The organism is Pseudomonas sp. FW507-12TSA (genome assembly GCF_058781435.1).
Genome location: NZ_JBYSWT010000024.1, coordinates 13,940 through 34,773, shown reverse-complemented (window position 1 = coordinate 34,773; position 20,834 = coordinate 13,940). Strand labels below are relative to the sequence as shown.

19 protein-coding genes and 2 tRNA genes are annotated in these 20,834 nt (G+C 62.6%); 4 read left to right on the top strand and 17 right to left on the bottom strand.

The genetic code is table 11. The annotated features are described in order from the left end of the window. The first annotated feature begins 47 nt into the window (after nt 1–47). On the top strand, nt 48–1,856 hold the full coding sequence (locus tag AC3WK8_RS21455) for a bifunctional diguanylate cyclase/phosphodiesterase (protein ID WP_022640191.1): 1,809 nt from the start codon (nt 48–50) through the stop codon (nt 1,854–1,856). Here the strand turns inward: AC3WK8_RS21455 and AC3WK8_RS21450 are convergent. The 5 genes from AC3WK8_RS21450 to bamJ form a co-directional block, all read right to left on the bottom strand. Then, nucleotides 1,825–2,223, bottom strand: coding sequence for an SEL1-like repeat protein (locus AC3WK8_RS21450; protein ID WP_103325802.1), 399 nt, complete (start codon nt 2,221–2,223; stop codon nt 1,825–1,827). The genes AC3WK8_RS21455 and AC3WK8_RS21450 overlap by 32 nt on opposite strands. Beyond that, a complete protein-coding gene (locus tag AC3WK8_RS21445) occupies nt 2,224–2,595 on the bottom strand; it encodes a hypothetical protein (protein WP_003179080.1) in 372 nt (123 codons plus the stop codon). After that, nucleotides 2,592–2,933 (bottom strand): helix-turn-helix domain-containing protein, encoded by a 342-nt coding sequence (locus AC3WK8_RS21440; protein WP_085596888.1) that lies wholly within the window; start codon nt 2,931–2,933, stop codon nt 2,592–2,594. Before AC3WK8_RS21440 ends, AC3WK8_RS21445 begins: the two co-directional genes overlap by 4 nt. Before the next feature lie 95 nt (nt 2,934–3,028). Continuing rightward, a complete protein-coding gene (locus AC3WK8_RS21435; protein ID WP_085596830.1) occupies nt 3,029–3,505 on the bottom strand; it encodes a YkvA family protein in 477 nt (158 codons plus the stop codon). Between the two features lie 292 nt (nt 3,506–3,797). Next, the gene (gene bamJ / locus AC3WK8_RS21430) at nt 3,798–4,520 is read right to left on the bottom strand and encodes a BamJ family beta-barrel-assembly machinery protein (RefSeq protein ID WP_085596831.1); all 723 of its coding nucleotides are present in this window, start codon (nt 4,518–4,520) and stop codon (nt 3,798–3,800) included. Nucleotides 4,521–4,787: 267 nt separating this feature from the next. Here bamJ and AC3WK8_RS21425 point away from each other — a divergent pair, with 267 nt between their 5' ends. Both AC3WK8_RS21425 and AC3WK8_RS21420 read left to right on the top strand, forming a co-directional pair. Beyond that, nucleotides 4,788–6,596 (top strand): di-heme-cytochrome C peroxidase, encoded by a 1,809-nt coding sequence (locus AC3WK8_RS21425; RefSeq protein WP_178088040.1) that lies wholly within the window; start codon nt 4,788–4,790, stop codon nt 6,594–6,596. Beyond that, complete coding sequence (locus AC3WK8_RS21420; protein WP_103325801.1) at nt 6,593–7,762, top strand: catalase family protein; 1,170 nt, start codon at nt 6,593–6,595, stop codon at nt 7,760–7,762. Before AC3WK8_RS21425 ends, AC3WK8_RS21420 begins: the two co-directional genes overlap by 4 nt. A 136-nt stretch (nt 7,763–7,898) precedes the next feature. Here AC3WK8_RS21420 and AC3WK8_RS21415 read toward each other — a convergent pair. The 11 genes from AC3WK8_RS21415 to truA form a co-directional block, all read right to left on the bottom strand. After that, nucleotides 7,899–7,975: transfer RNA gene (locus AC3WK8_RS21415), tRNA-Asp, on the bottom strand. A gap of 59 nt (nt 7,976–8,034) precedes the next feature. Continuing rightward, nucleotides 8,035–8,110 (bottom strand) — tRNA-Val (locus AC3WK8_RS21410). A 157-nt stretch (nt 8,111–8,267) separates the two neighbouring features. Continuing rightward, nucleotides 8,268–9,035: an SDR family oxidoreductase gene (locus AC3WK8_RS21405; RefSeq protein ID WP_103325834.1), complete on the bottom strand. Its 768-nt coding sequence runs from the start codon at nt 9,033–9,035 to the stop codon at nt 8,268–8,270. A 5-nt stretch (nt 9,036–9,040) separates the two neighbouring features. After that, nucleotides 9,041–10,252, bottom strand: a complete 1,212-nt coding sequence (locus AC3WK8_RS21400) for an O-succinylhomoserine sulfhydrylase (RefSeq protein WP_103325800.1) — start codon at nt 10,250–10,252, stop codon at nt 9,041–9,043. Nucleotides 10,253–10,288: 36 nt separating this feature from the next. After that, nucleotides 10,289–11,794 (bottom strand): amidophosphoribosyltransferase, encoded by a 1,506-nt coding sequence (gene purF, locus AC3WK8_RS21395; protein WP_031321374.1) that lies wholly within the window; start codon nt 11,792–11,794, stop codon nt 10,289–10,291. Nucleotides 11,795–11,835: 41 nt separating this feature from the next. Then, a complete protein-coding gene (locus AC3WK8_RS21390; RefSeq protein ID WP_022643449.1) occupies nt 11,836–12,393 on the bottom strand; it encodes a CvpA family protein in 558 nt (185 codons plus the stop codon). Nucleotides 12,394–12,477: 84 nt separating this feature from the next. Next, nucleotides 12,478–13,128, bottom strand: coding sequence for an SPOR domain-containing protein (locus AC3WK8_RS21385; protein WP_031321372.1), 651 nt, complete (start codon nt 13,126–13,128; stop codon nt 12,478–12,480). Continuing rightward, entirely contained in the window at nt 13,112–14,419 is a 1,308-nt protein-coding gene (gene folC / locus AC3WK8_RS21380; protein WP_207245099.1) for a bifunctional tetrahydrofolate synthase/dihydrofolate synthase, read from the bottom strand. Before folC ends, AC3WK8_RS21385 begins: the two co-directional genes overlap by 17 nt. Continuing rightward, a complete protein-coding gene (gene accD / locus AC3WK8_RS21375) occupies nt 14,416–15,336 on the bottom strand; it encodes an acetyl-CoA carboxylase, carboxyltransferase subunit beta (protein ID WP_085599487.1) in 921 nt (306 codons plus the stop codon). Before accD ends, folC begins: the two co-directional genes overlap by 4 nt. 259 nt (nt 15,337–15,595) lie before the next feature. Next, a complete protein-coding gene (locus AC3WK8_RS21370; RefSeq protein WP_022643445.1) occupies nt 15,596–16,228 on the bottom strand; it encodes a phosphoribosylanthranilate isomerase in 633 nt (210 codons plus the stop codon). Between the two features lie 63 nt (nt 16,229–16,291). Beyond that, nucleotides 16,292–17,116, bottom strand: a complete 825-nt coding sequence (truA, locus tag AC3WK8_RS21365) for a tRNA pseudouridine(38-40) synthase TruA (RefSeq protein ID WP_022643444.1) — start codon at nt 17,114–17,116, stop codon at nt 16,292–16,294. A 196-nt stretch (nt 17,117–17,312) separates the two neighbouring features. On the opposite strand from truA, the gene AC3WK8_RS21360 reads away from it, so the two are divergent. After that, a complete protein-coding gene (locus tag AC3WK8_RS21360) occupies nt 17,313–17,972 on the top strand; it encodes a M24 family metallopeptidase (RefSeq protein WP_103325797.1) in 660 nt (219 codons plus the stop codon). 67 nt (nt 17,973–18,039) lie between these two features. On the opposite strand, the gene AC3WK8_RS21355 is transcribed toward AC3WK8_RS21360, so the two are convergent. Then, the gene (locus AC3WK8_RS21355; protein ID WP_103325796.1) at nt 18,040–20,637 is read right to left on the bottom strand and encodes a FimV/HubP family polar landmark protein; all 2,598 of its coding nucleotides are present in this window, start codon (nt 20,635–20,637) and stop codon (nt 18,040–18,042) included. Between the last annotated feature and the right edge of the window lie 197 nt (nt 20,638–20,834).

Sequence of the window (20,834 nt, the reverse complement as noted above, 5' to 3'; positions counted from 1 at the left end):
CTGGGGGCCATGCGCACCCGGTCCTTTTTTTATCGACAGAGATCGCCATGACCACGACCGAACAGCTCAGTGCATTGAGTTCAATCCTGGCTCAAAGCGGTTTGCACAGCCTGTTCCAACCAATCATTTCCCTCTCGGAACGCCGCATCCTCGGCTATGAAGCCTTGAGCCGCGGCCCCTCCAACAGCCCGCTGCATTCCCCAGTCGCCCTGTTCGCCGTCGCCCGCCAGGCCGGCCGCCTGAGCGAACTGGAGATCGCCTGCCGCCATAGCGCCTGCCGGCGTTTCAGCGAGCAGTTGCTGCCTGGCAAGCTGTTCCTCAACGTTTCCCCCGAATCCCTGCTGGAAGCCGCCCACCAACCCGGGCGCACCCTGCAATTGCTGCAAGACTTCGGCATCCCACCCAGCCAGGTGGTGATCGAACTTACCGAACAGACTCCCATCGACGACTTCCAACTGCTGCAGAATGCCCTGCACCACTATCGCGACATGGGTTTCTCCATCGCCCTGGATGACCTGGGGGCCGGATATTCCAGCCTGCGCTTGTGGTCGGAGCTGCGACCGGACTACGTGAAGATCGATCGCCATTTCATCGACGGCATCCACCAGGATGCGCTCAAGCGTGAGTTCGTCGGATCGATCCTGCAGATCGCCAAGGCCTCCCGGGCCAAGGTGATCGCCGAAGGCATCGAGCTGGCCGAGGAACTGGCGGTGCTCACCGAGATGGGCGTCGACCTGGTCCAGGGTTATCTGCTGTGCCGACCCCAGGAACAACCGTCCCAGGATGCCTGGGCGATGATGCCCAAGCACGACAACACCAGCGTGGCCTTGAATGACGAAGGCAGCGACCTCAGCGCCTTGCTCAACGACCAGCCGGCGGTGGCACGCAACACGCCCACGGCCAATGTGCTGGAGGCCTTTCGCCGCCAGGCCAATCTCAATTCCCTGGCGGTTCTTGACGAGCAGGGCCAACCCTGCGGAATCGTCCACCGACATTCGCTTTCCGATGCCCTGCTCAAGCCATTCGCTACCGACCTGTTCGCCCGCAAGCCCATCAGCCGGCTGATGAACGACGACTTCCTGGCCGTCGAGCTGACCCAGTCGCTGCAACAGGTCAGCCGACTGATCACCAGCCGCGCCAGGCAACGCATCGAGGAAGATTTCATCATCACCCTCAATGGCCATTACCTGGGGCTGGGGCGGGTGATCGATGTGCTCAAGCTGATCACTGAACTGAAGATCCAGCAGGCTCGCTACGCCAACCCCCTGACGCTGCTGCCGGGCAACGTCCCCATCCAGCAGTGCCTGACCCGCTTGCTCCAGCAGGGGCGCGAATCGGTGATCTGCTATGTGGATATCGACAGTTTCAAGCCCTTCAACGATATCTACGGCTACGGCCGCGGCGATGAGGTGCTGCTGTGCCTGGCACAATGCCTGAATGACCGGGTAGACCCGAGCCGCGACTTCGTCGGGCATATCGGCGGGGATGATTTCCTGCTGGTGCTGGGACCGGAAGACTGGCGCAAGCGGCTGAACCAGTTGCTGGACGACTTTCATAGCCAGTGCCGGCGCTTCTATCGCAGCGAACACCTGGAAGCCGGTTGTTTCGTGGCGCCCAACCGCCAGGGAATTCGCCAGGAATTCCCCTTGCTGTCACTGTCCATCGGCGTGGTGCACCTGTATCCACAGGCCTGTGGGCAACTGGACTCCAGCCAACTGGCGGAGCTGGCCTCCCAGGCCAAGCACCATGCCAAGAACGTCCAAGGCTACAGCGTGCACGTGATCGACAGCCTGGAAGCCCTGGCCCGCCAGCGCAACGAAAACCTCAGTGCTGCGGACCTAGCTGCTCCAGCTTGAGGCTGGCCAGGGGATGTCCGGCCTGGGCCGAAAGCTTCCACCAGCGAGCCGCTTCGACAGCATCGGGTACCTTGCTGGCCGAGCCGGCCAGGCTGATCACCCCAAGCTGGTAGGCAGCCTTGGCATCGCCGGCCAACGCAGCCAGGCGCAACAGGCGGATCCCCTCCTCCCGTGCCCCGAGCCCCTGGCCACGGAAAAGCAGGATATGGCCATAGAAGCTCTGCGCACCCACATTGCCCAGGTTGGCCATGCGCGCATATTGCCCCTCCATCCAGCGCCAGCTACGGGGCTGGCGGATGAACCAGGGCCAGTGAAACAACCGGCGCGCCAGCCAATAGCCGGCCCGCGCCTTGAATCGCCAGAACATTCAAGCCTCCGCTGATTCGGGATATTCGTACTCGAACACTCGCACCACTTCCGAGGCATGCCAGGACGCTGCGGCAACACCATCGGAAGGCCCGGAAAAACGCCCGAGGCGCTCCACGCACTCGAAGAATCCGGTACGCGGCAGGCGGCTGGCACCCTGGCTGATGACCAGGGAACTGCGCAGCGGCTGCTCGGCTCGTGCATCCAGGGCGGCCAGGTGCTCCAGCGCGGCCGTCAGGGTCTGCATTGCCGGGCTGGGTAACTGCAAGCGCTCCAGCAATGCACGGTAGGTTAAGAGATGGCGTTGTCGTCGGGCTTGATCCAGCTCACCCAACAGCCCATCCCAGTGCTGACGACTGATCCTTACACTCACGATTGCTCCCTCCACCCCGGCACCGTCAGTTCCCAGGCCAGGCTGCGGCGAATAGCAGCGTCAGGTTGACGCTCGCCACTTTCAATCAAGGCCAGGTAAGACGGGCTGATGCCTACTTTGCGGGCCAGCGCCTCGATGGCGATGCCCTTCCCTTCGCGTAGATTGCGTAATTGATCCAGGCCCGGAAGACTCTGGGCCGGTGTCGCCGCCTGAGAAATTGCAGCGGCTTGCGGTGCGTGTTCGGTGAGACCTGCGGCTTTCAACAACGCTTGATACTGAGCCCACGGCAGAACCGCATATTCGGGTTCGCCATCGCGTTCAATAATCTGGATATCCATCACCACCCCGTAGGACTACGACACTTAACGAGTCGGAATTTTCCTTAGGAGTGTAATCCTAACAGCGATGGCGGTCGCGCAGAGCATGATTGTCGTCAGGTAACGGGGCCCTTACCGGAGGTTCTCCCCGCCCTCTCCAGACGCAATTGTTCGGGGGTGTCCGGCAGCCGCTCCACGACCGCCAGCTTTTCCGGGGCCTGGCCATTGCGCCAGGCGCGAAAGGCATCCAGCTCATCACCCAGGGTCTTCATCAGCCAAGCCAGCACGGCGATGTCATCGAGCATGCCGAACACCGGGAGGAAATCGGGAATCGCATCCAGCGGGCTGAGGAAGTACATCAAGCCGGCGACCACCGACAGCAGCGCCTTGGGACTGATCGCTCGGTACTCGCCCCGCCAGTAGGCCAGGCACAACGCCTGCAACAGACGCAGGTCTTCCTTGACCTTGCCCAGGCGCTCGCCCTGGAAAACGCCCTTGCTCGCCACGGCGAACAACAGCGTCGGCAAGCGGCCACGACTCAGGAGCCGAGCGGCCAGGGGCAGGAAGCGGGCAAAATTCCAGGGTGCTTTCATCTTCACTCCCACTGAAATGTTATCCACACAAATTGTGGATAACCTTGTGAACAGAGCTCCTTTTCAGCGCTGAAAGCCCCGTTTTACAAGGGCTGAGCTCAGATCGGGCGTTTTTTACTCACATAAAAAAACCCATAATTTCATTGACTTGGCAGGCTCCAGCGACTAGCTGCTGGCGCTCCTCTGTTCTGACTGTCGACAATGCCGCCAGTTCGGATTTTTTACCATTACCAGCCTTTAGAAACGACAACGCCCCGTAGGAACGGGGCGTTGTTGAAGACATTGCAGCAGGTTACTTGGCTGCGTCCGGCTTGTCTTGCTTGGCCGGATCCTTGATACCCAGCAGTTCCAGCTCGAACACCAGCACCGAATTGGCCGGGATCGCCGGGCTCGGGCTCTGCGCGCCATAGGCCAGGTCGCTAGGGATGTACAGCTTGTACTTCTCGCCGACGTGCATCAGTTGCAGGCCTTCGACCCAACCCGGAATCACGCCGCTGACCGGCAGATCGATCGGGCTGCCACGCTCAACCGAGCTGTCGAACACGGTGCCGTTGGTCAGGGTGCCGGTGTAATGCACGGTCACCACGTCAGTCGGCTTGGGCTGCGGACCATCGGCCTTCTTCAGGACTTCGTACTGCAGGCCGGAAGCAGTGGTGGTCACACCAGTCTTCTTGCCGTTCTCTTCGAGGAATTTCTTGCCGGCGGCGGCCGACTCTTCACTCATCTTGGCCATGCGCTCTTCAGCACGCTTTTGCAGTGCGGCAAAAGCCTCGATCAGTTCTTCGTCTTTGAGCTTCTGTTCTTTCTTGCCGACGGCATCTTCGATGCCCTGGGCCACGGCTTTGGAATCCAGGTCATCCATGCCTTCCTGGGCCAAGCTCTTGCCCATGTTCAGGCCGATGCCGTAGGAAGCTTTCTGAGCTGGGGTTTTCAGCTCTACGCTGGTCTGCGAGTCACAACCGGCGAGTACCAGGCTAACCAGGGCCACCGCCGCCGCCAACCGATGCTGTTTCATGCTATTTCCTTGTTCATGCGCCTAAAGGGCAATCGAATAAAGCCGCGAGCTTATCAGGCGGCCACGACCAATGGCTACCGGCATAAGAGCAGTAAACCGCTGATAAGTTCACGTCTTCAAACGCATTTCGTGGTCTGGGATATGCCCCGTCCGGATACATCGCGGGGCGTGTGAAAGAGCGCGAATAACCATAGCGCAAGTAATGGCTACTTGCCGCGTCAGATGCGCTCAGGCATAAGGAAGCGAAATTCGACAAGGAAGTACATCTTGCGCCTCATCTACCGTGTATTGCTGTTGATTGCCGTGCTGATCGGCATCGCCCTGGCTTTGGTCGCCTACTACACCGCCAATCCGAAGCTTCCCGACTATGTACCTGCCGAAAAAGTGCACTACCTGGACCAATGGGATGCAAAGGATCGCCAGGCGTATTACTTCACGCCCCAGGGTACCCAGGTCAAGGGCCTGCGCTATGACTGGTTCGTCGCCCTGGAACTGCCCTTTTCCGAGCAGTCCTTCGCCACTCCCGAATACCTGGCACGCTTCGGCTTCCTGGTGGAGCCGGGGCAAAAAGCCACGGTGCAAAACCCCGGCAACCTGCCAGTAGGGTTCGCCCGCCACCAGAACCCGGGTAGCCAGGAACAATACCTGGACATTACCTGCTCGGCCTGCCACACCGGCGAGCTGCGCTTCAATCACCAGGCCCTGCGGATCGACGGCGGCCCGGCCCAGCATGTGCTGCCATCGAGCGTGCCGACCCTGCGCGGCGGCAGCTTCGGCCAGGCCCTGGTGGCCAGCCTGGCGCTGACCTACTACAACCCGTGGAAATTCGAACGATTCGCCCGCAAGGTGCTGGGGCCGGACTACGAGCAGCGCCACGAACAGTTGCGCAAGGACTTCAAGGTATCGCTGGACACCTTCCTGCGTACGGCCTGGAACGACACCCATCGCGGCCTCTACCCCACTGAGGAAGGCCCTGGCCGCACGGACGCGTTCGGTCGTATCGCCAACGCCAGCTTCGGTGATGCAATCTCCCCGACCAACTACCGGATCGCCAACGCTCCGGTGGACTATCCACAACTCTGGGATATCTGGACCTTCGACTGGGTGCAATGGAACGGTTCGGCGCAGCAACCCATGGCCCGTAACATCGGCGAAGCCCTGGGCGTGGGCGCGACCCTGAATCTGTTCGATGCCAACGGCCAGCCATTGACCGGTGAGGCGCGCTACCCCTCCAGCGTGCGCGTGCGCGATCTCAACCAGATCGAGGAAACCCTGCAACGCCTCAAGCCACCTGTGTGGCCGGAAGGCTTGCTGGGCAATATCGACAAACCCCTGGCCGCCAAGGGCCGTACCCTGTTCGCCAGCCACTGCGCCGGCTGCCATGTGCCCGCAGTCAGCGAGAACGACGGGCGGCCGGTGCAACAGTTGAAGATGCTGCCGGTCTCGGTGATCGGCACCGACCCCAACTCGGCCAGCAACATCGCCGACCTGCGTTATGACCTGAGCGCCCTGCAATGGGACACCGCCGAGCTGGCCAAATCAAACGTCGAGCTGCATCCGGCCTCCACCGAGCCCCTGGACCTGCGGCAGATGTCGGCCGCCAAGGGCCTGGCGTACATCACTGCTTTCGTCGAGGAGCGCGCCTATCGCGATGCCCAGGTCACGCCCGAGGAACGCCCAAGGCTGGATGGCTACGGCCTGCCGATCGGTGTACGCGAACTGCGTGCCTACAAGGCCCGTCCGCTGGCCGGGGTGTGGGCGACACCGCCCTACCTGCACAACGGTTCGGTGCCCAACCTCTATCAACTCCTGTCACCCCAGTCGGAACGCGCAACGACCTTCTACCGCGGGACCTTCGAGTACGACCCCAAGCACCTGGGATATCGCCCGGAAGCGTTCAAGAACGGCTTCGAATTCGATACCCGAATCAGCGGCAACCACAACAGTGGCCACGAATTCCGCGCTGGCCAGCGGGGCAATGGGGTCATAGGCCCGCTATTGCAGCCTGAGGAGCGCTGGGCGCTGCTGGAATACCTGAAAGTGCTGGGCGGACCGCTGGAGTCGCAACTGCCATGAAACTCGATCTTGCAAGCAAACGCCCTTCCCTGCCAGGCCGGCTCTGGCTGCGCCTGGGCGCGCTACTGGGCAAGCTGCTGTTGCTGTCGTTGGTGCTCGGCCTCTCGGGCTGGGCCCTGGCCAGTATCTGGTTCGCCTGGCAGCACCGCGGCCCGGTCGCCGCACAGGAACAGATTCCCGCAGACGAGGCGGCGCGCACCCAGGACATCATCCAGACCGCCGTGCGTATCGTCGACCAGCATCGCGAGGGTACTCGCTACCTGCGCGACGCCCATGCCAAGGCCCATGGCTGCGTGAGGGCCGAAGTCCAGGTGCTCAAGGACCTGGCCCCGGAACTACGCCAGGGGGTCTTCGCCAACCCGGGGCAAACCTGGCAGGCCACGGTGCGCCTGTCCAATGGCAATGCCTACCCGCAGTTCGACAGCATTCGCGATGCGCGAGGCATGGCGCTCAAGCTGCACGAGGTCCCCGGACGGCAGTTGATGGCTTCGGAGGCAGCGCGCCAGGAACAGGATTTCGTGATGTTCAACCATCCGAACTTCTTCGTCAGCGACGTGGCCGAGTACCAGCAGAACATCGCGGCCCAGGCCGACGGCAAGAAAGTCGGCGCCTTCTTCCCCGCCTGGGACCCGCGCACCTGGCAAGTCCGCCATTTGTTCATCGCCCTGGCGACCCTGGCGCCAGCACCGGCCAGCCCGACCCAGACCACCTACTTCTCGGTCTCGCCCTACAAGTTCGGCAAGGCCAACGCCAAGTTCCGGGTGATGCCGGCCCCAGGTAGCTGCCCGACCTACAATTTGCCGGCACAGAACCAGGACCTGCCCAACTTCCTGCGCAGCGCCCTGGTCCAGCAACTGTCCACGGACCGTGTCCCTGCATGCTTCGTCCTGCAGATCCAGCGTCAGGATCCGAACCGTTTCATGCCGATCGAAGACACCAGTATCGAATGGAAGGAAGCGGACGCGCCCTTCGAAACCGTGGCGCGAGTGACGATTCCCGCCCAGGATTTCGACACTCCGGCGCAGAACCTCGCCTGCGACAACCAATCGTTCAACCCTTGGTTCGGCGTGGAAGCCCATCGTCCCATCGGCGGCATCAACCGCCTGCGCAAGTCGGTGTACGAGGCCGTCAGCGACTACCGCCATAGTCGCAACGCCGAGCAGTAGGCGCATAAACGAAAAAAGCGGCCCCAAGGGCCGCTTTTTTTCATTCAAACACTGGGTAAACCCCAGACAGTAAAAAGCCCGCGTTGAGCGGGCTTTTCGTGGTGACCTGGCGTTCAGTGTTCCAGGTTACCGAATATGGCGCAGCGGACGGGACTCGAACCCGCGACCCCCGGCGTGACAGGCCGGTATTCTAACCGACTGAACTACCGCTGCGCGTCGGTTGGAGGCTTCCTTGGAAGCTTCCGCCTTTCTTTCGAAAGACACTCAGGAAGTGGTGGGTGATGACGGGATCGAACCGCCGACCCTCTGCTTGTAAGGCAGATGCTCTCCCGGCTGAGCTAATCACCCTTTGCTTCGCTGAGGCCGCGAAATTTACGCACGTATCGAAGCTAAGTCAATAGCAGGATTGAAGTTTTTTTCAAAAGAGCTGTAAACAACACGCTTCAAGCCCCAGGAAAAATCCCCAGCGATTGGCAAGCGCTCCGCTCCTTGCCCGCGAAAGAATTCAATCCTGGTAAATCATCTTCTTGGACATGCCACCGTCCACCACGAACTCCTGGCCGGTGACGAATCCCGAACTGCGTGAAAGCAGCCAGGCCACCATCGCCGCCACATCTTCAACGGTGCCCACCCGTCCTGCCGGATGCTGGGCATGGTCGGCATCGGACAAGGGCTCCGCGCGCCGCATGGCCGGGTCACGAGCATCGATCCAGCCCGGGCTTACCGCATTGACGCGAATCTCCGGCCCGAGACTTATCGCCAGAGCATGGGTCAGGGCCAACAAGCCCCCCTTGCTCGCAGCATAGGCTTCGCTGTCCGGCTCCGATTGGCGGGCGCGGGTGGAGGCAAGGTTGACGATCGCACCGCCGTGGGCCCGCAGATAGGGCGCGCAATGCTTGGCCAGCAGCATCGGCCCGCCAAGATTCACCGCCAACACCCGATTCCAATGGCCCAGGTCGAGGCTTTCCAGGGTCATATTGTGCGGATCGGCCACGGCAGCATTGCAAACCAGAGCATCGAGACGCCCGAACTGCCCCAGCACCTCGGCGACCGCTTCAGCCACCTGCTCCTCATCGGCCACATCCATGGTGATGAACCAGGCGTTGTCGCCCAGCACCTTGGCCACCTTGGAGCCGCGCTCGCGATCCAGGTCGGTGAGGACCACCTGCCAGCCTTCGCTGATCAGCCAGGCGGCGATGCCCAGGCCGATACCCCGTGCCGCGCCGGTAACCAGCGCAACACGACCATTGCCCGCCCCCGGGGGCGTCGACAACTCGATCACAAGGCTGCCAGGCCGCGAGCCAGGTCGGCTTGCAGGTCGGCAACGTCTTCCAGGCCGACCGCAATACGGATCAGGCTGTCGCGAATACCCGCAGCCTCACGCTCCTGCGGCGCCAGGCGCCCGTGGGAGGTGGTGCTTGGATGGGTAATGGTGGTCTTGCTGTCACCCAGGTTGGCGGTGATCGAGACCAGGCGAGTGGCATCGATGAAGCGCCAGGCGCCCTCCTTGCCCCCCTTGACCTCGAAACTCACCACCGCGCCGAAGCCACGTTGCTGGCGCTTGGCCAATTCATGCTGCGGATGACTGGCGAGCCCGGCGTAATGCACCTTCTCGATCCCTTCCTGGCGCTCCAGCCACTCGGCCAGGGCCTGGGCATTGGCGCAATGGGCACGCATGCGCAGGCTGAGGGTCTCCAGCCCCTTGAGGAAGACCCAAGCATTGAACGGACTCAGGGTCGGCCCCGCGGTACGCAGGAACCCCACCACTTCTTTCATCTGTTCGCTGCGCCCGGCCACCACACCGCCCATGCAGCGACCCTGGCCATCGATGAACTTGGTGGCCGAATGCACCACCACGTCCGCACCAAGCTTGAGCGGCTGCTGCAACGCCGGGGTGCAGAAGCAGTTGTCCACCACCAGCATCGCCCCCTTGGCATGAGCCACCTCAGCCAGTGCGGCGATATCCACCAGTTCGGCCAGAGGATTGGAGGGCGACTCGACGAACAGCAATCGGGTATTGCTCTTGATCGCCGCGTCCCAGCCGGACAGGTCCGCCAGGGGCACGTAGCCGACTTCGACGCCGAAACGCTTGAAGTACTTCTCGAACAGACTGATGGTGGAGCCGAACACGCTGCGCGAAACCAATACGTGGTCACCGGCGCTGCACAGGCTCATGACCACCGAGAGGATCGCCGCCATGCCAGTCGCGGTAGCCACCGCCTGCTCCGCCCCCTCGAGGGCCGCGATGCGCTCTTCGAAAGAACGCACCGTAGGGTTGGTGTAGCGCGAATAGACGTTGCCCGGCACCTCGCCAGCGAAACGCGCAGCCGCATCGGCGGCCGTGCGGAACACATAGCTGGAGGTGAAGAACATCGGATCACCATGCTCGCTCTCCGGCGAACGGTGCTGACCAGCGCGCACCGCCAGGGTATCGAACGCTACGCCTTCAAGGTCGCTATCCAGCCGACCGGCATCCCAATCCTGACTCATGCCGCCTACTCCTAATCTCTTCGTGAATGCTCTGGATCAGTTGTTGTACAGATCGATGATCGCGCTGACCGCCTGGGTCTTGGCCTTGGAGGCATCGTTACGGGCATTCTCGATCTTGTTCAGATAGGCCTCGTCGACATCACCAGTAACGTACTTGCCGTCGAACACTGCGCAGTCGAAGCTTTCGATCTTGATCTTGCCACCACCGACCGCCTCGATCAGGTCCGGCAGGTCCTGGTAGATCAGCCAATCGGCACCGATCAGGTCGGCCACATCCTGGGTGGAACGATTGTGGGCGATCAGCTCGTGGGCGCTCGGCATGTCGATGCCGTACACGTTCGGATAACGCACGGCCGGGGCGGCGGAGCAGAAGTAGACATTCTTCGCACCGGCCTCACGGGCCATCTGGATGATCTGCTTGCAGGTGGTGCCACGCACGATGGAATCGTCCACCAGCATCACGTTCTTGCCGCGGAATTCCAGCTCGATGGCATTGAGCTTCTGGCGTACCGACTTCTTGCGGGCGGCCTGGCCCGGCATGATGAAGGTCCGGCCGATATAGCGGTTCTTCACGAAACCTTCGCGGAACTTCACGCCCAGGTGGTTGGCCAGCTCCAGTGCCGCGGTGCGGCTGGTGTCCGGAATCGGGATCACCACGTCGATATCGTGCTCGGGACGCTCGCGCAGGATCTTCTCGGCCAGCTTCTCACCCATGCGCAGGCGCGCCTTGTATACCGAGACGCCATCGATGATCGAATCAGGACGGGCCAGGTATACATGCTCGAAGATGCACGGGGTGAGCTGCGGATTGGTGGCGCACTGGCGGGTGTAGAGCTTGCCTTCCTCAGTGATGTAGACCGCCTCGCCCGGCGCGAGGTCGCGGATCAGGGTGAAGCCCAGCACATCCAGGGACACGCTTTCGGAGGCGATCATGTACTCCACGCCCTCGTCGGTATGGCGCTGGCCGAACACGATCGGACGGATGCCATGGGGATCGCGGAAACCGACGATGCCGTAGCCGGTGATCATCGCCACCACCGCATAACCACCCACACAACGGTTGTGCACGTCGGTCACGGCGGCGAATACATCTTCCTCGGTGGGCTGCAGCTTGCCGCGCTGGGCCAGTTCGTGGGCGAAGACGTTGAGCAGCACTTCGGAATCGGAACTGGTATTGACGTGACGCAGGTCGGACTCGTAGATCTCCTTGGCCAGTTGCTCGACGTTGGTCAGGTTGCCGTTGTGCGCCAAAGTGATGCCGTAAGGCGAGTTGACGTAGAACGGCTGGGCCTCGGCCGAAGTGGAGCTACCGGCGGTCGGGTAACGCACGTGGCCGATGCCCATGTGGCCGACCAGGCGCTGCATGTGGCGCTGCTGGAACACGTCACGGACCAGGCCATTGTCCTTGCGCAGGAACAACCGGCCATCATGACTGGTCACGATACCGGCCGCGTCCTGGCCGCGGTGTTGGAGGACGGTTAGCGCGTCATACAGCGCCTGATTAACGTTCGACTTACCGACGATACCGACGATGCCACACATGCGACGCAACCCCTACTTAATGGAACTGAACTGAGCTCATCTTACTGAGGCGCCTGGGCCGGTAAGAGGTGCTCCTTGAACGGTATTTCAGCGGGTACGCTGATACCGCTGGCCAGCCACTGACTGCTCCACCCCAATATGAGGTTCTTGGACCAATCTGCAACCAATAGAAATTGTGGCACCAGTCGCGACTGCTGCCACCAGGAATCCTGCTGAACCGGCCCCAGGCTCAGGAGCCCGACCGCCACGACCACCAGCAACGCGCCACGCGCCGCGCCGAAGGCCATGCCGAGGAATCGATCGGTGCCGGACAGGCCGGTGACGCGAATCAATTCGCCGATGAGATAGTTGACCATTGCGCCCACCAGCAAGGTGGCGACAAACATGATTGCGCAGCCCGCGATCACGCGAGCCGAAGGAGTTTCGATATAAGCGCCGAGGTACTCGGACAGTGAGCCACCGAACATCCAGGCGACGACTCCTGCGATGATCCAGGTAAGCAACGACAAGGCTTCTTTGACGAAACCACGGCTCAAGCTGATCAAAGCGGAAATGGCGATTATTGCAACGATCGCCCAGTCAACCAGGGTAAATGGCACAGTGCAGCCTACAGACGGATAAGGCGGCGCATTTTAACAGAGCGCTTGGCTGTCGGTAAGCTGCGATTCACTGTGCCGTACAAATCAACCGCGCTCTGGCTGGAAGCGCACCACGAAGCCCTTGAGGTTCTGCTGGCGACCCAACAGATCACGCAGGCGATCCGCTTCGGCACGCTCGATCAGCGGCCCGACGAACACCCGGTTCTTGCCTTCGGCCGAACGGATATAAGCGTTATAGCCTTGGCTACGCAGGGTCTTTTGCAGGTTTTCCGCGCTTTCCCGGCTCGACAGGCTGGCCAGTTGCACCGACCAGCTGACGGACAAGCCATTGGCATCGACACGGCTCTGGCTGGTATCGGGCTTGGCGCTCACCACCGGCTGCGCTGGCGCCGGCACGGGCGCCGGCTTGGGCGTCGGGGCCGGCTTGTTGACCACTACCGGAGCCGGAGTCGCGGGCACACTGGGGGCGATCGGCGCCGCAGGGGCCGCCTGCTGCACCACCGGATCATCGGCAGGCACGGAACCTTGCGGCAATGGCTGCGGCTCCGGGACCACCACCGGCTCGACCTGGACCTGGGGCAACGCCGATGGCTGCGGCGCAGCAGGCGCCTCGACCACCACGTGGCGCTGCTCGTCTTCTCGCGAGAACAGCATCGGCAAGAAGATCACTGCCAGTGCCACCAGCACCAACGCCCCGACCATCCGCTGCTTGTAGACGTTATCCAGCATAGCCATGTGCAGCTTCCTCCGTGGCGCGCCGGGCAAGCCACTCAAGGGCCTCGGCAACACAATAAAAAGACCCGAACAGCAGTATTTCGTCATCGGCGGTGGCCTGCGCGCATTGCGCCTCCAGCGCCGCCGCCACGCTGGCATAAGACGCCACGGGAGCGCCAAGGTTCTCCAGCGCCGCCTGCAGCTCCTCGGCCGGACGCGCCCGGGGCGAGTCCAGTGGAGCTACGGCCCAGTGCTGGATCGACGCCTGCAGGCAGGCCACCACGCCCGCCAGGTCCTTGTCGGCCAACAGTCCGAACACCGCCAGGCGCCGGCCAGCCACCGGCCGGCGCGCCAGGCGCTCGGCCAGGTACTGCGCCGCATGGGGATTGTGCCCGACATCCAGAAACAGGTTGAGGGATTTGCCCTGCCAGTTGATCCGGCGACGATCCAGGCGCCCGGTCACCCGGGTCTGCTGCAACGCGCTGGCGAGCCGCTCAGGCTGCCAGGGCAACCCGGTCAGCAGATAGGCCTGCAGCGCCAGTGCCGCGTTTTCCATGGGCAGGTCGAGTAGCGGCAGGTCACGCAATTGCACCGGATTGCCCTGGTTATCCAGGCCACGCCATTGCCAATGGGTATCGGTGATTCCCAGATCGAAATCCCGGCCACGGAGGAAAAACGCACAACCCAGCTCTCGCGCCTTGTCCAGCAAAGGCTGCGGCGGCTCGAGGTCGCCGCACAACGCCGGGGCGCCAGGACGGAAGATCCCGGCCTTTTCAAAGGCCACAGACTCGCGGGAGTCCCCGAGATACTCCACATGATCGACACCGATGCTGGTCACCAGGGCGATATCGGCATCCACCAGGTTGACCGCATCCAGGCGCCCTCCCAGGCCCACCTCAAGCACCACGGCATCCAGGGCTGCGCGCTGGAACAGCCAGAACGCCGCCAGGGTGCCCATTTCGAAATAGGTCAGGGAGACATCGCCACGCCCGGCCTCCACCGCAGCGAAGGCCTCGCACAGCTGCTGGTCCGTGGCCTCGATGCCATTGACCTGCACCCGCTCGTTGTAGCGCAACAGGTGCGGCGAACTGTAGACCCCGACCTGCAGGCCCTGGGCCCGCAGCAGGGAAGCGATGAAGGCACAGGTGGAACCCTTGCCGTTGGTACCGGTAACGGTTATCACCCGGGGCGCCGGCTTGCCCAGCCCCATCCGGGACACAACCTGCTGCGAGCGCTCCAGCCCCATGTCGATGGCCGAAGGATGCAACTGCTCGAGGTAGGCGAGCCACTCGCCCAGGGTACGTTGGGTCATAGGCTTGCAGGAGCCGGGGGAACCACGATCGGCTCGACCGGTGCAGCCACGAACTCCGGCGTCGGCAGCCCCATCAGCTGGGCCAGCAGGTTGCCCAGGCGTGGACGCAGTTCCTGACGGGAAATGATCATGTCGATCGCACCGTGCTCCAGCAGGAACTCGCTGCGCTGGAAGCCTTCAGGCAGCTTCTCGCGCACAGTCTGCTCGATCACTCGAGGGCCGGCGAAACCTACCAGCGCCTTGGGCTCACCGACGATTACATCACCCAGCATCGCCAAGCTGGCGGATACGCCGCCGTAGACCGGGTCGGTCAGCACGGAGATGAACGGCAGGCCTTCTTCACGCAAGCGCGCCAGCACCGCGGAGGTCTTGGCCATCTGCATCAGGGAGATCAACGCCTCCTGCATCCGCGCACCACCGGAGGCGGAGAAGCAGACCATCGGGCAGCGGTTTTCCAGGGCGTAGTTGGCCGCACGCACGAAACGCTCGCCGACGATGGCCCCCATGGAACCGCCCATGAAGGAGAATTCGAAAGCCGAAACCACCACTGGCATACCCAGCAGCGTACCGCTCATGGAAACCAGCGCGTCTTTCTCGCCGGTCTGCTTCTGGGCTGCGCTCAGGCGGTCCTTGTACTTCTTGCCGTCGCGGAATTTCAGGCGGTCCACTGGCTCCAGGTCGGCACCCAGTTCGGCGCGGCCTTCAGCATCAAGGAAGATATCGATGCGGGCACGTGCGCCGATCCGCATGTGGTGGTTGCACTTGGGGCAAACATCCAGGGTCTTTTCCAGCTCCGGACGATAGAGCACGGCCTCGCAGGACGGGCACTTGTGCCAAAGACCTTCGGGCACCGAGCTCTTCTTCACCTCGGAACGCATGATCGAAGGGATCAGTTTGTCTACTAACCAGTTGCTCATGCTTTCTTTCTCCAGTACCGGCGGCCCGAACGCTGTGGTTCGCGACCCCGCGCATGCCCTTGAGCCAAATTCATGTATGCGGCGATGATCGGCTCGCTACCGCGGTCAGCACTTGGCTCGACCTGCCCGCAGCGAACCCCTCCTGCGCCATCCCGACAACCCGCGATAGAGCGGTTGCCACTCGATTACGACTCCGCCTCACGGCGGCGCCTGCCTGTTTTGTACAGTGGTCTTATGGACGGCGGCAGACTGCCAGCCGTCACATCGACTCACTGCTGCGACGTACAGCCTGCATAAACGCCTGGATTCTCGCTGGATCCTTGATGCCCTTGCTCTGCTCCACCCCGCCGCTGACATCCACCGCATAAGGACGCACCTGGGCAATGGCCAGGGCGACGTTATCGGCCGACAGGCCACCGGCGAGGATGATCGGCTTGCTCAGCCCCTGCGGAACCAGGGACCAGTCGAAGGCCTCTCCGGTTCCCCCGGGCACGCCTTCGACATAGGTATCCAGGAGAATCCCGCTGGCCCCAGGATAGGCCTGGCAGGCCGCGGCGATGTCATCACCCGCCTTGACCCGTAGCGCCTTGATATAGGGGCGATGGTAGCCCTCGCAGGCAGCAGCCGATTCATCGCCATGGAACTGCAAGAGATCCAGCGGCACGGCGTCGAGGATTTCCCCCAGCTCGCAGCGGCTGGCATTGACGAACAACCCGACCGTGGTCACGAACGGCGGCAGGGCGGCGATGATTGCCCGCGCCTGCTGCACACTCACCGCCCGCGGGCTCTTGGCGTAGAACACCAGGCCAATGGCATCGGCCCCCGCCTCCACCGCCGCCAGCGCGTCTTCTATGCGGGTAATCCCACAAATCTTGCTGCGAACGGCCGACATATCGTGTGAACCCCTGGGGTAAATCCGGAAAGTCCCGGATGGTAGCAAATGCTTTTCCGGGCGTCAGCCGCCAAATTCCGGGAATCCGGTGAGGAAATGCGGCCCGATGTAGCGCTCGGGCAACTGGAACTCATCCCGGTATTCGACCTGTACCAGATACAGCCCGAAAGGATGGGCGGTAACGCCGCCAGCTCGGCGCACCCGGCTTTCCAGGACCTCCCTGGCCCACTCCACCGGGCGTTCGCCGGCCCCAATGGTCATCAATACCCCAGCGATATTGCGCACCATGTGATGCAGGAACGCGCTGGCGCGAATATCCAGGACGATCATCTTGCCGCAGCGGATGACCTGCAGGTGATGGATCTCCTTGACCGGCGACTTCGCCTGGCATTGCCCGGCCCGGAAAGCACTGAAGTCGTGAGTGCCCACCAGGTAGGCAGCAGCCTCGGCCATCCGCTCGGTGTCCAGTGGCCGATGATTCCAGGTGATTTCTTCGTTGAGGTGGGCCGGGCGGATCTGGTCGTTGTAGATGACGTAGCGATAGCGCCGGGCGATCGCCTTGAAACGTGCATGGAAATGCGCCGGCATCTCCCGGGCCCAGCTGACGCTGATGTCATGGGGCAAGTTGATATTGGCCCCCATGACCCAGGCCTTCATCGGACGCACGACCTGGGTGTCGAAGTGCACCACTTGGCCGCTGGCATGCACCCCGGCATCGGTACGCCCGGCGCAAGTCAGGGTTATCGGGGAGTCCGCGACCCTGGACAGGGCCTTCTCCAGGGTCTCCTGGACACTGGGGACGCCGGACGACTGGCGCTGCCAGCCGTGATAGCGCGAGCCTTTGTATTCGACGCCCAGGGCGATCCGGGAAAAGCCAGCGGCCGCCATTTCGGCGGCCGCGTTATCTATATTTGCCAAGAACTTACAGCCTGCTGATATGCGCAAAGGCGCCCATTATAAGGCCAGAGCAAGCGGACGCCATGCGCCACGGGGGTTTAGTTGCAGATTGCAGCGATCATCGACCAAGCGTTATATATCAAGCTATATAGCGACTGATAACAAAAACCTGATCGGGACCTGATGAATGAACGCAGTCAACAAAGAGGCCGTCGGCCTGGCCTACAGCCTCGAAGGCATGCTCCACGCCAAGCGCATGACCTGGGAGGCCGTGGCCGAGATGGCCCGCCGGATCGAGCCAGGCATGCTGGAGTCCGCAGCCAGGGAAATGGGCCTCGAGGTATTGCGGGAACTGGGTATGGAGCGGATCTGGCATCCGCTGCTGATCCGCTTTGGCAGCAATACCCTCAAGACCTTCAAGCAACGCTCCGAGGGCGATCCGCGGCTGGGAGAAAACGATCTGTTCTTCATTGACCTGGGAGTGGTCTGGGATCGCCATGAGGGCGACTGTGGAGCGACCTTCGTCGTCGGTGACGACGCCGAAATGCATGCCTGCGCCGCTGCCGCCAAAAGCCTGTTCGACCTGGTGTACGAGCACTGGAAAACCCACGGGGTGGCCGGCCCCGAACTGTATCGATATGCCGAGGAACAGGCCCATGCCAAGGGCTGGCTGCTGAACCTGGACATCAAGGGGCATCGCGTCAGCGACTTCCCCCACGCCATCTACCGTGCCGGCGACCTGGGGGATTTCGCCGCCTGCCCGCAGGTCGGCCTGTGGATCCTGGAAATCCAGATCGCCCACCCTACCCGTCCTTTCGGCGCGTTCTACGAGGACTTGCTGGCCTGAGTCCCGCGCAGCACCAACAAAAACGGCAGCCTCATGGGCTGCCGTTGCACTCAAGCTTCAGGTCGAATCAAGCCAGCCGTGCGAGCATTTCCTGCGCCTCGCTCTTCTGCCCTTCGTTACCTTCGCTCAGCACTTCACCCAGAATATCCCGGGCTCCGTCGTTGTCGCCCATGTCGATGTAGGCCTGGGCCAGATCGAGCTTGGTCGCCACTTCATCGCTACCGGCGAGGAAGTCGAACTCAGTGTCCTCAGGTGCCGCCGCGGCATCCTCGGCAGTGAAGGTCGGGCTCCCCGCTTCCGGCTGATCGAGAGTCTGGGCAAGTCGCTCGAGCTCGGCATTGACGTCGTCCAGCTCGGAACTGAAGGCATCCTTGGGTTCGTCCGCGGTCATCTCATCTGCCAGGGACAAGTCGAAGTCCGCCGACAGATCAAGGTCATCCAGGGCCGACTCGGTCACTGTAGGTACTTCGCCAGCCGGAAGATCCTTGAGATCGTCCTCCAGGCTCAGCAGGAAATCGTCATCGCTCTGGGTGGCCGCAGGCAGATCCGTGCCCAGGTCGAGATCGAAATCTCCCAGATCGTCCAGGTTCTCCTCGGGTGCGATCTGCTGCTCGAGCACCGAACCGAAGCTCAGGTCGTCATCGAGCGGAAAATCCTCCAGCTCGACTTCAGGCTCGGGCGTGGGCTCCGGTGCCACCACCGCTGCCGGCGAAGCGGCCTCCAGGTCATCCAGGCTCAGGTCGAAATCCTCATCCAGGCCTTCCATCGGGGCTTTTGGCTCAACTGCCGGCGGCTCATCCTGGAGCAATTCCTTGACGTACTCGGCATCCAGTTCCGCCGCTGCGGCTGCGGTAGCCAGGCCGGCAGCGGCCGCCACTGCGACCATGGCCGGATAACGGCTCTTGAGCTGCTCGACCTGCGCATGGTTATCGCCATTGGCCACCAGCTGGCGCTCTTCGGCGACGAAGGCACTGCGATCGCCCTGGCGGGCATAGACTTCCATCAGCTTCAGGCGCAGCTCACTGCGCTGCGGCTCCATCTTGACCGCTTCTTCGAGAATCGCCGCTGCCTGGTTCAGGCGGCCGCCGTCGATATGGTTCTGCGCCTGGCCCAGGACATCGGTCGCCCGTTCCTGCGGCGCGGCTGGCACCACGATCGGCTCCGCCACCGGAGCTGGAGCTGGAGCTGGAGCTGGAGCTGGAGCTGGAGCCAGCTTGACGCTCGGCGGCGGCACCTCAAGACCTTCGAAGCTGCTTTCCGGCAGATCCATCTCTTCGGAAAAATTGTTCTCCTCGGACAATGCCCGGGCCATGCGCAGGTGCTTCTCCGCCTCCTGCTGGGCCTTGCGGCGACGCGCCAGCAACAGCAGCAACAGCAACAGGGCCGCCACCACGCTTCCGGCGATAAGGCCCAAGAGGATCGGATTGGTCAACAGATCGCCGTACTTGTCTTCGTCGGCCTTGGCCGCCTGCGCCTCAGGTGCAGCTGCGGCCTCGCTGGCTGGCGCCACTGGAGCCACCGGGGCCGGAGCCTCAGGCTTGCTCACCAGTTCCGCCGGCATGGCTGGCGCCGGCTGGGCTGCAGGCGCCGCCGGAGCCGCACCCTCGGCCTGCAACTTGGCCAACTGGTTGTTCTTCAACTCGATCAAGCGCTGCAGCTTGTCCAGCTGGCTCTGCAGATCCGCCATGCGATCTTTCAACTCGGCATTGTCGCGCCGAGTCGAATCCAGGCTTTCCTGGGTGACCGCCAGCTTGTTGCTCAGCGCCTTGCTGTCGCCTGCGGCGCCCTTGCCGCGGGTCTTGCCACTCTCGGCGGAGACCAGGCTCAGGTTGTCCCGGGTATTGGCCTGCTTGGGCGCCTTGTCGGCACCCGCACGGCGGGTCGCATCCACTTGTTGCTGGCCACGGGCTCCGCCACGCCGCCCCTGGCGCCAGGCAGCATTTTGCGCGGCCACTTCGGCGATCGCCTTGGGCTGCGGCAACGCGGTGCTCTGGACCACATCCGGCAGGCGCAACACCTTGCCGGTTTTCAAGCGGTTGATATTGCCGTCGATGAAGGCATCCGGGTTCAGCGCCTGGATCGCCAGCATGGTCTGCTGGATCGACGCACCATTACGGTTCCTGGCCGCGATCTCCCAGAGGGTGTCACGGGCCGAGGTGGTGTATTGCTCGGGCTTGCTGATCTTGCTGGCCGAGGTGACCGGAGCATTCACCGCAGGACCGGAAACCGGTGCGCCCTGGGCAGCTTGCGCGGCCTCGGGAGAGAACTTGGAAGGGTCCAGCAGGACGCTGTAGTCGCGCAACAGGCGACCGTTGGGCCACATCACCTGCACCAGGAACTTGACCATCGGCTCGGACAGCGGGCGGCTGGACGTTACCCGCAGCACACTCTTGCCGCCGGGATTGAGAACAGGGGTAAAGCTCAGGTCGTTGAGAAAGGCCTGCCGATCGACGCCGGCCTTGGCGAACTCATCTGCCGGGGCCAGGCTTGGCACCACTTCGGCGGCAGTGAGGTCCTTTACATCGAGCAATTCGATTTCTGCTACCAGAGGCTGGTTCAGACTCGACTTCAGGGTCAGCTCCCCAAGCCCAAGCGCCTGCGCCATACCGGAGGACAGCGCCGAGGCGGCCGCTATTGCTAACACCAGTTTGCGAACTTGAACCATAGCCTCATCCTTTGTTTGAACTTTCCTCGGCTAGCGAGAAGGTTTTGTAGCGGCTGCCATAAGGCATTGCGCGGGGCCAGGATGGCCACGACGCGCGATTAATTCCTGCATGCCCCGGGAGCACCTGACGGCCACTCACCTCCAGCAACTTGCCAAGCATAGCGCCCAGCTAGATTCATTCTGCAAATTGTTGCCAA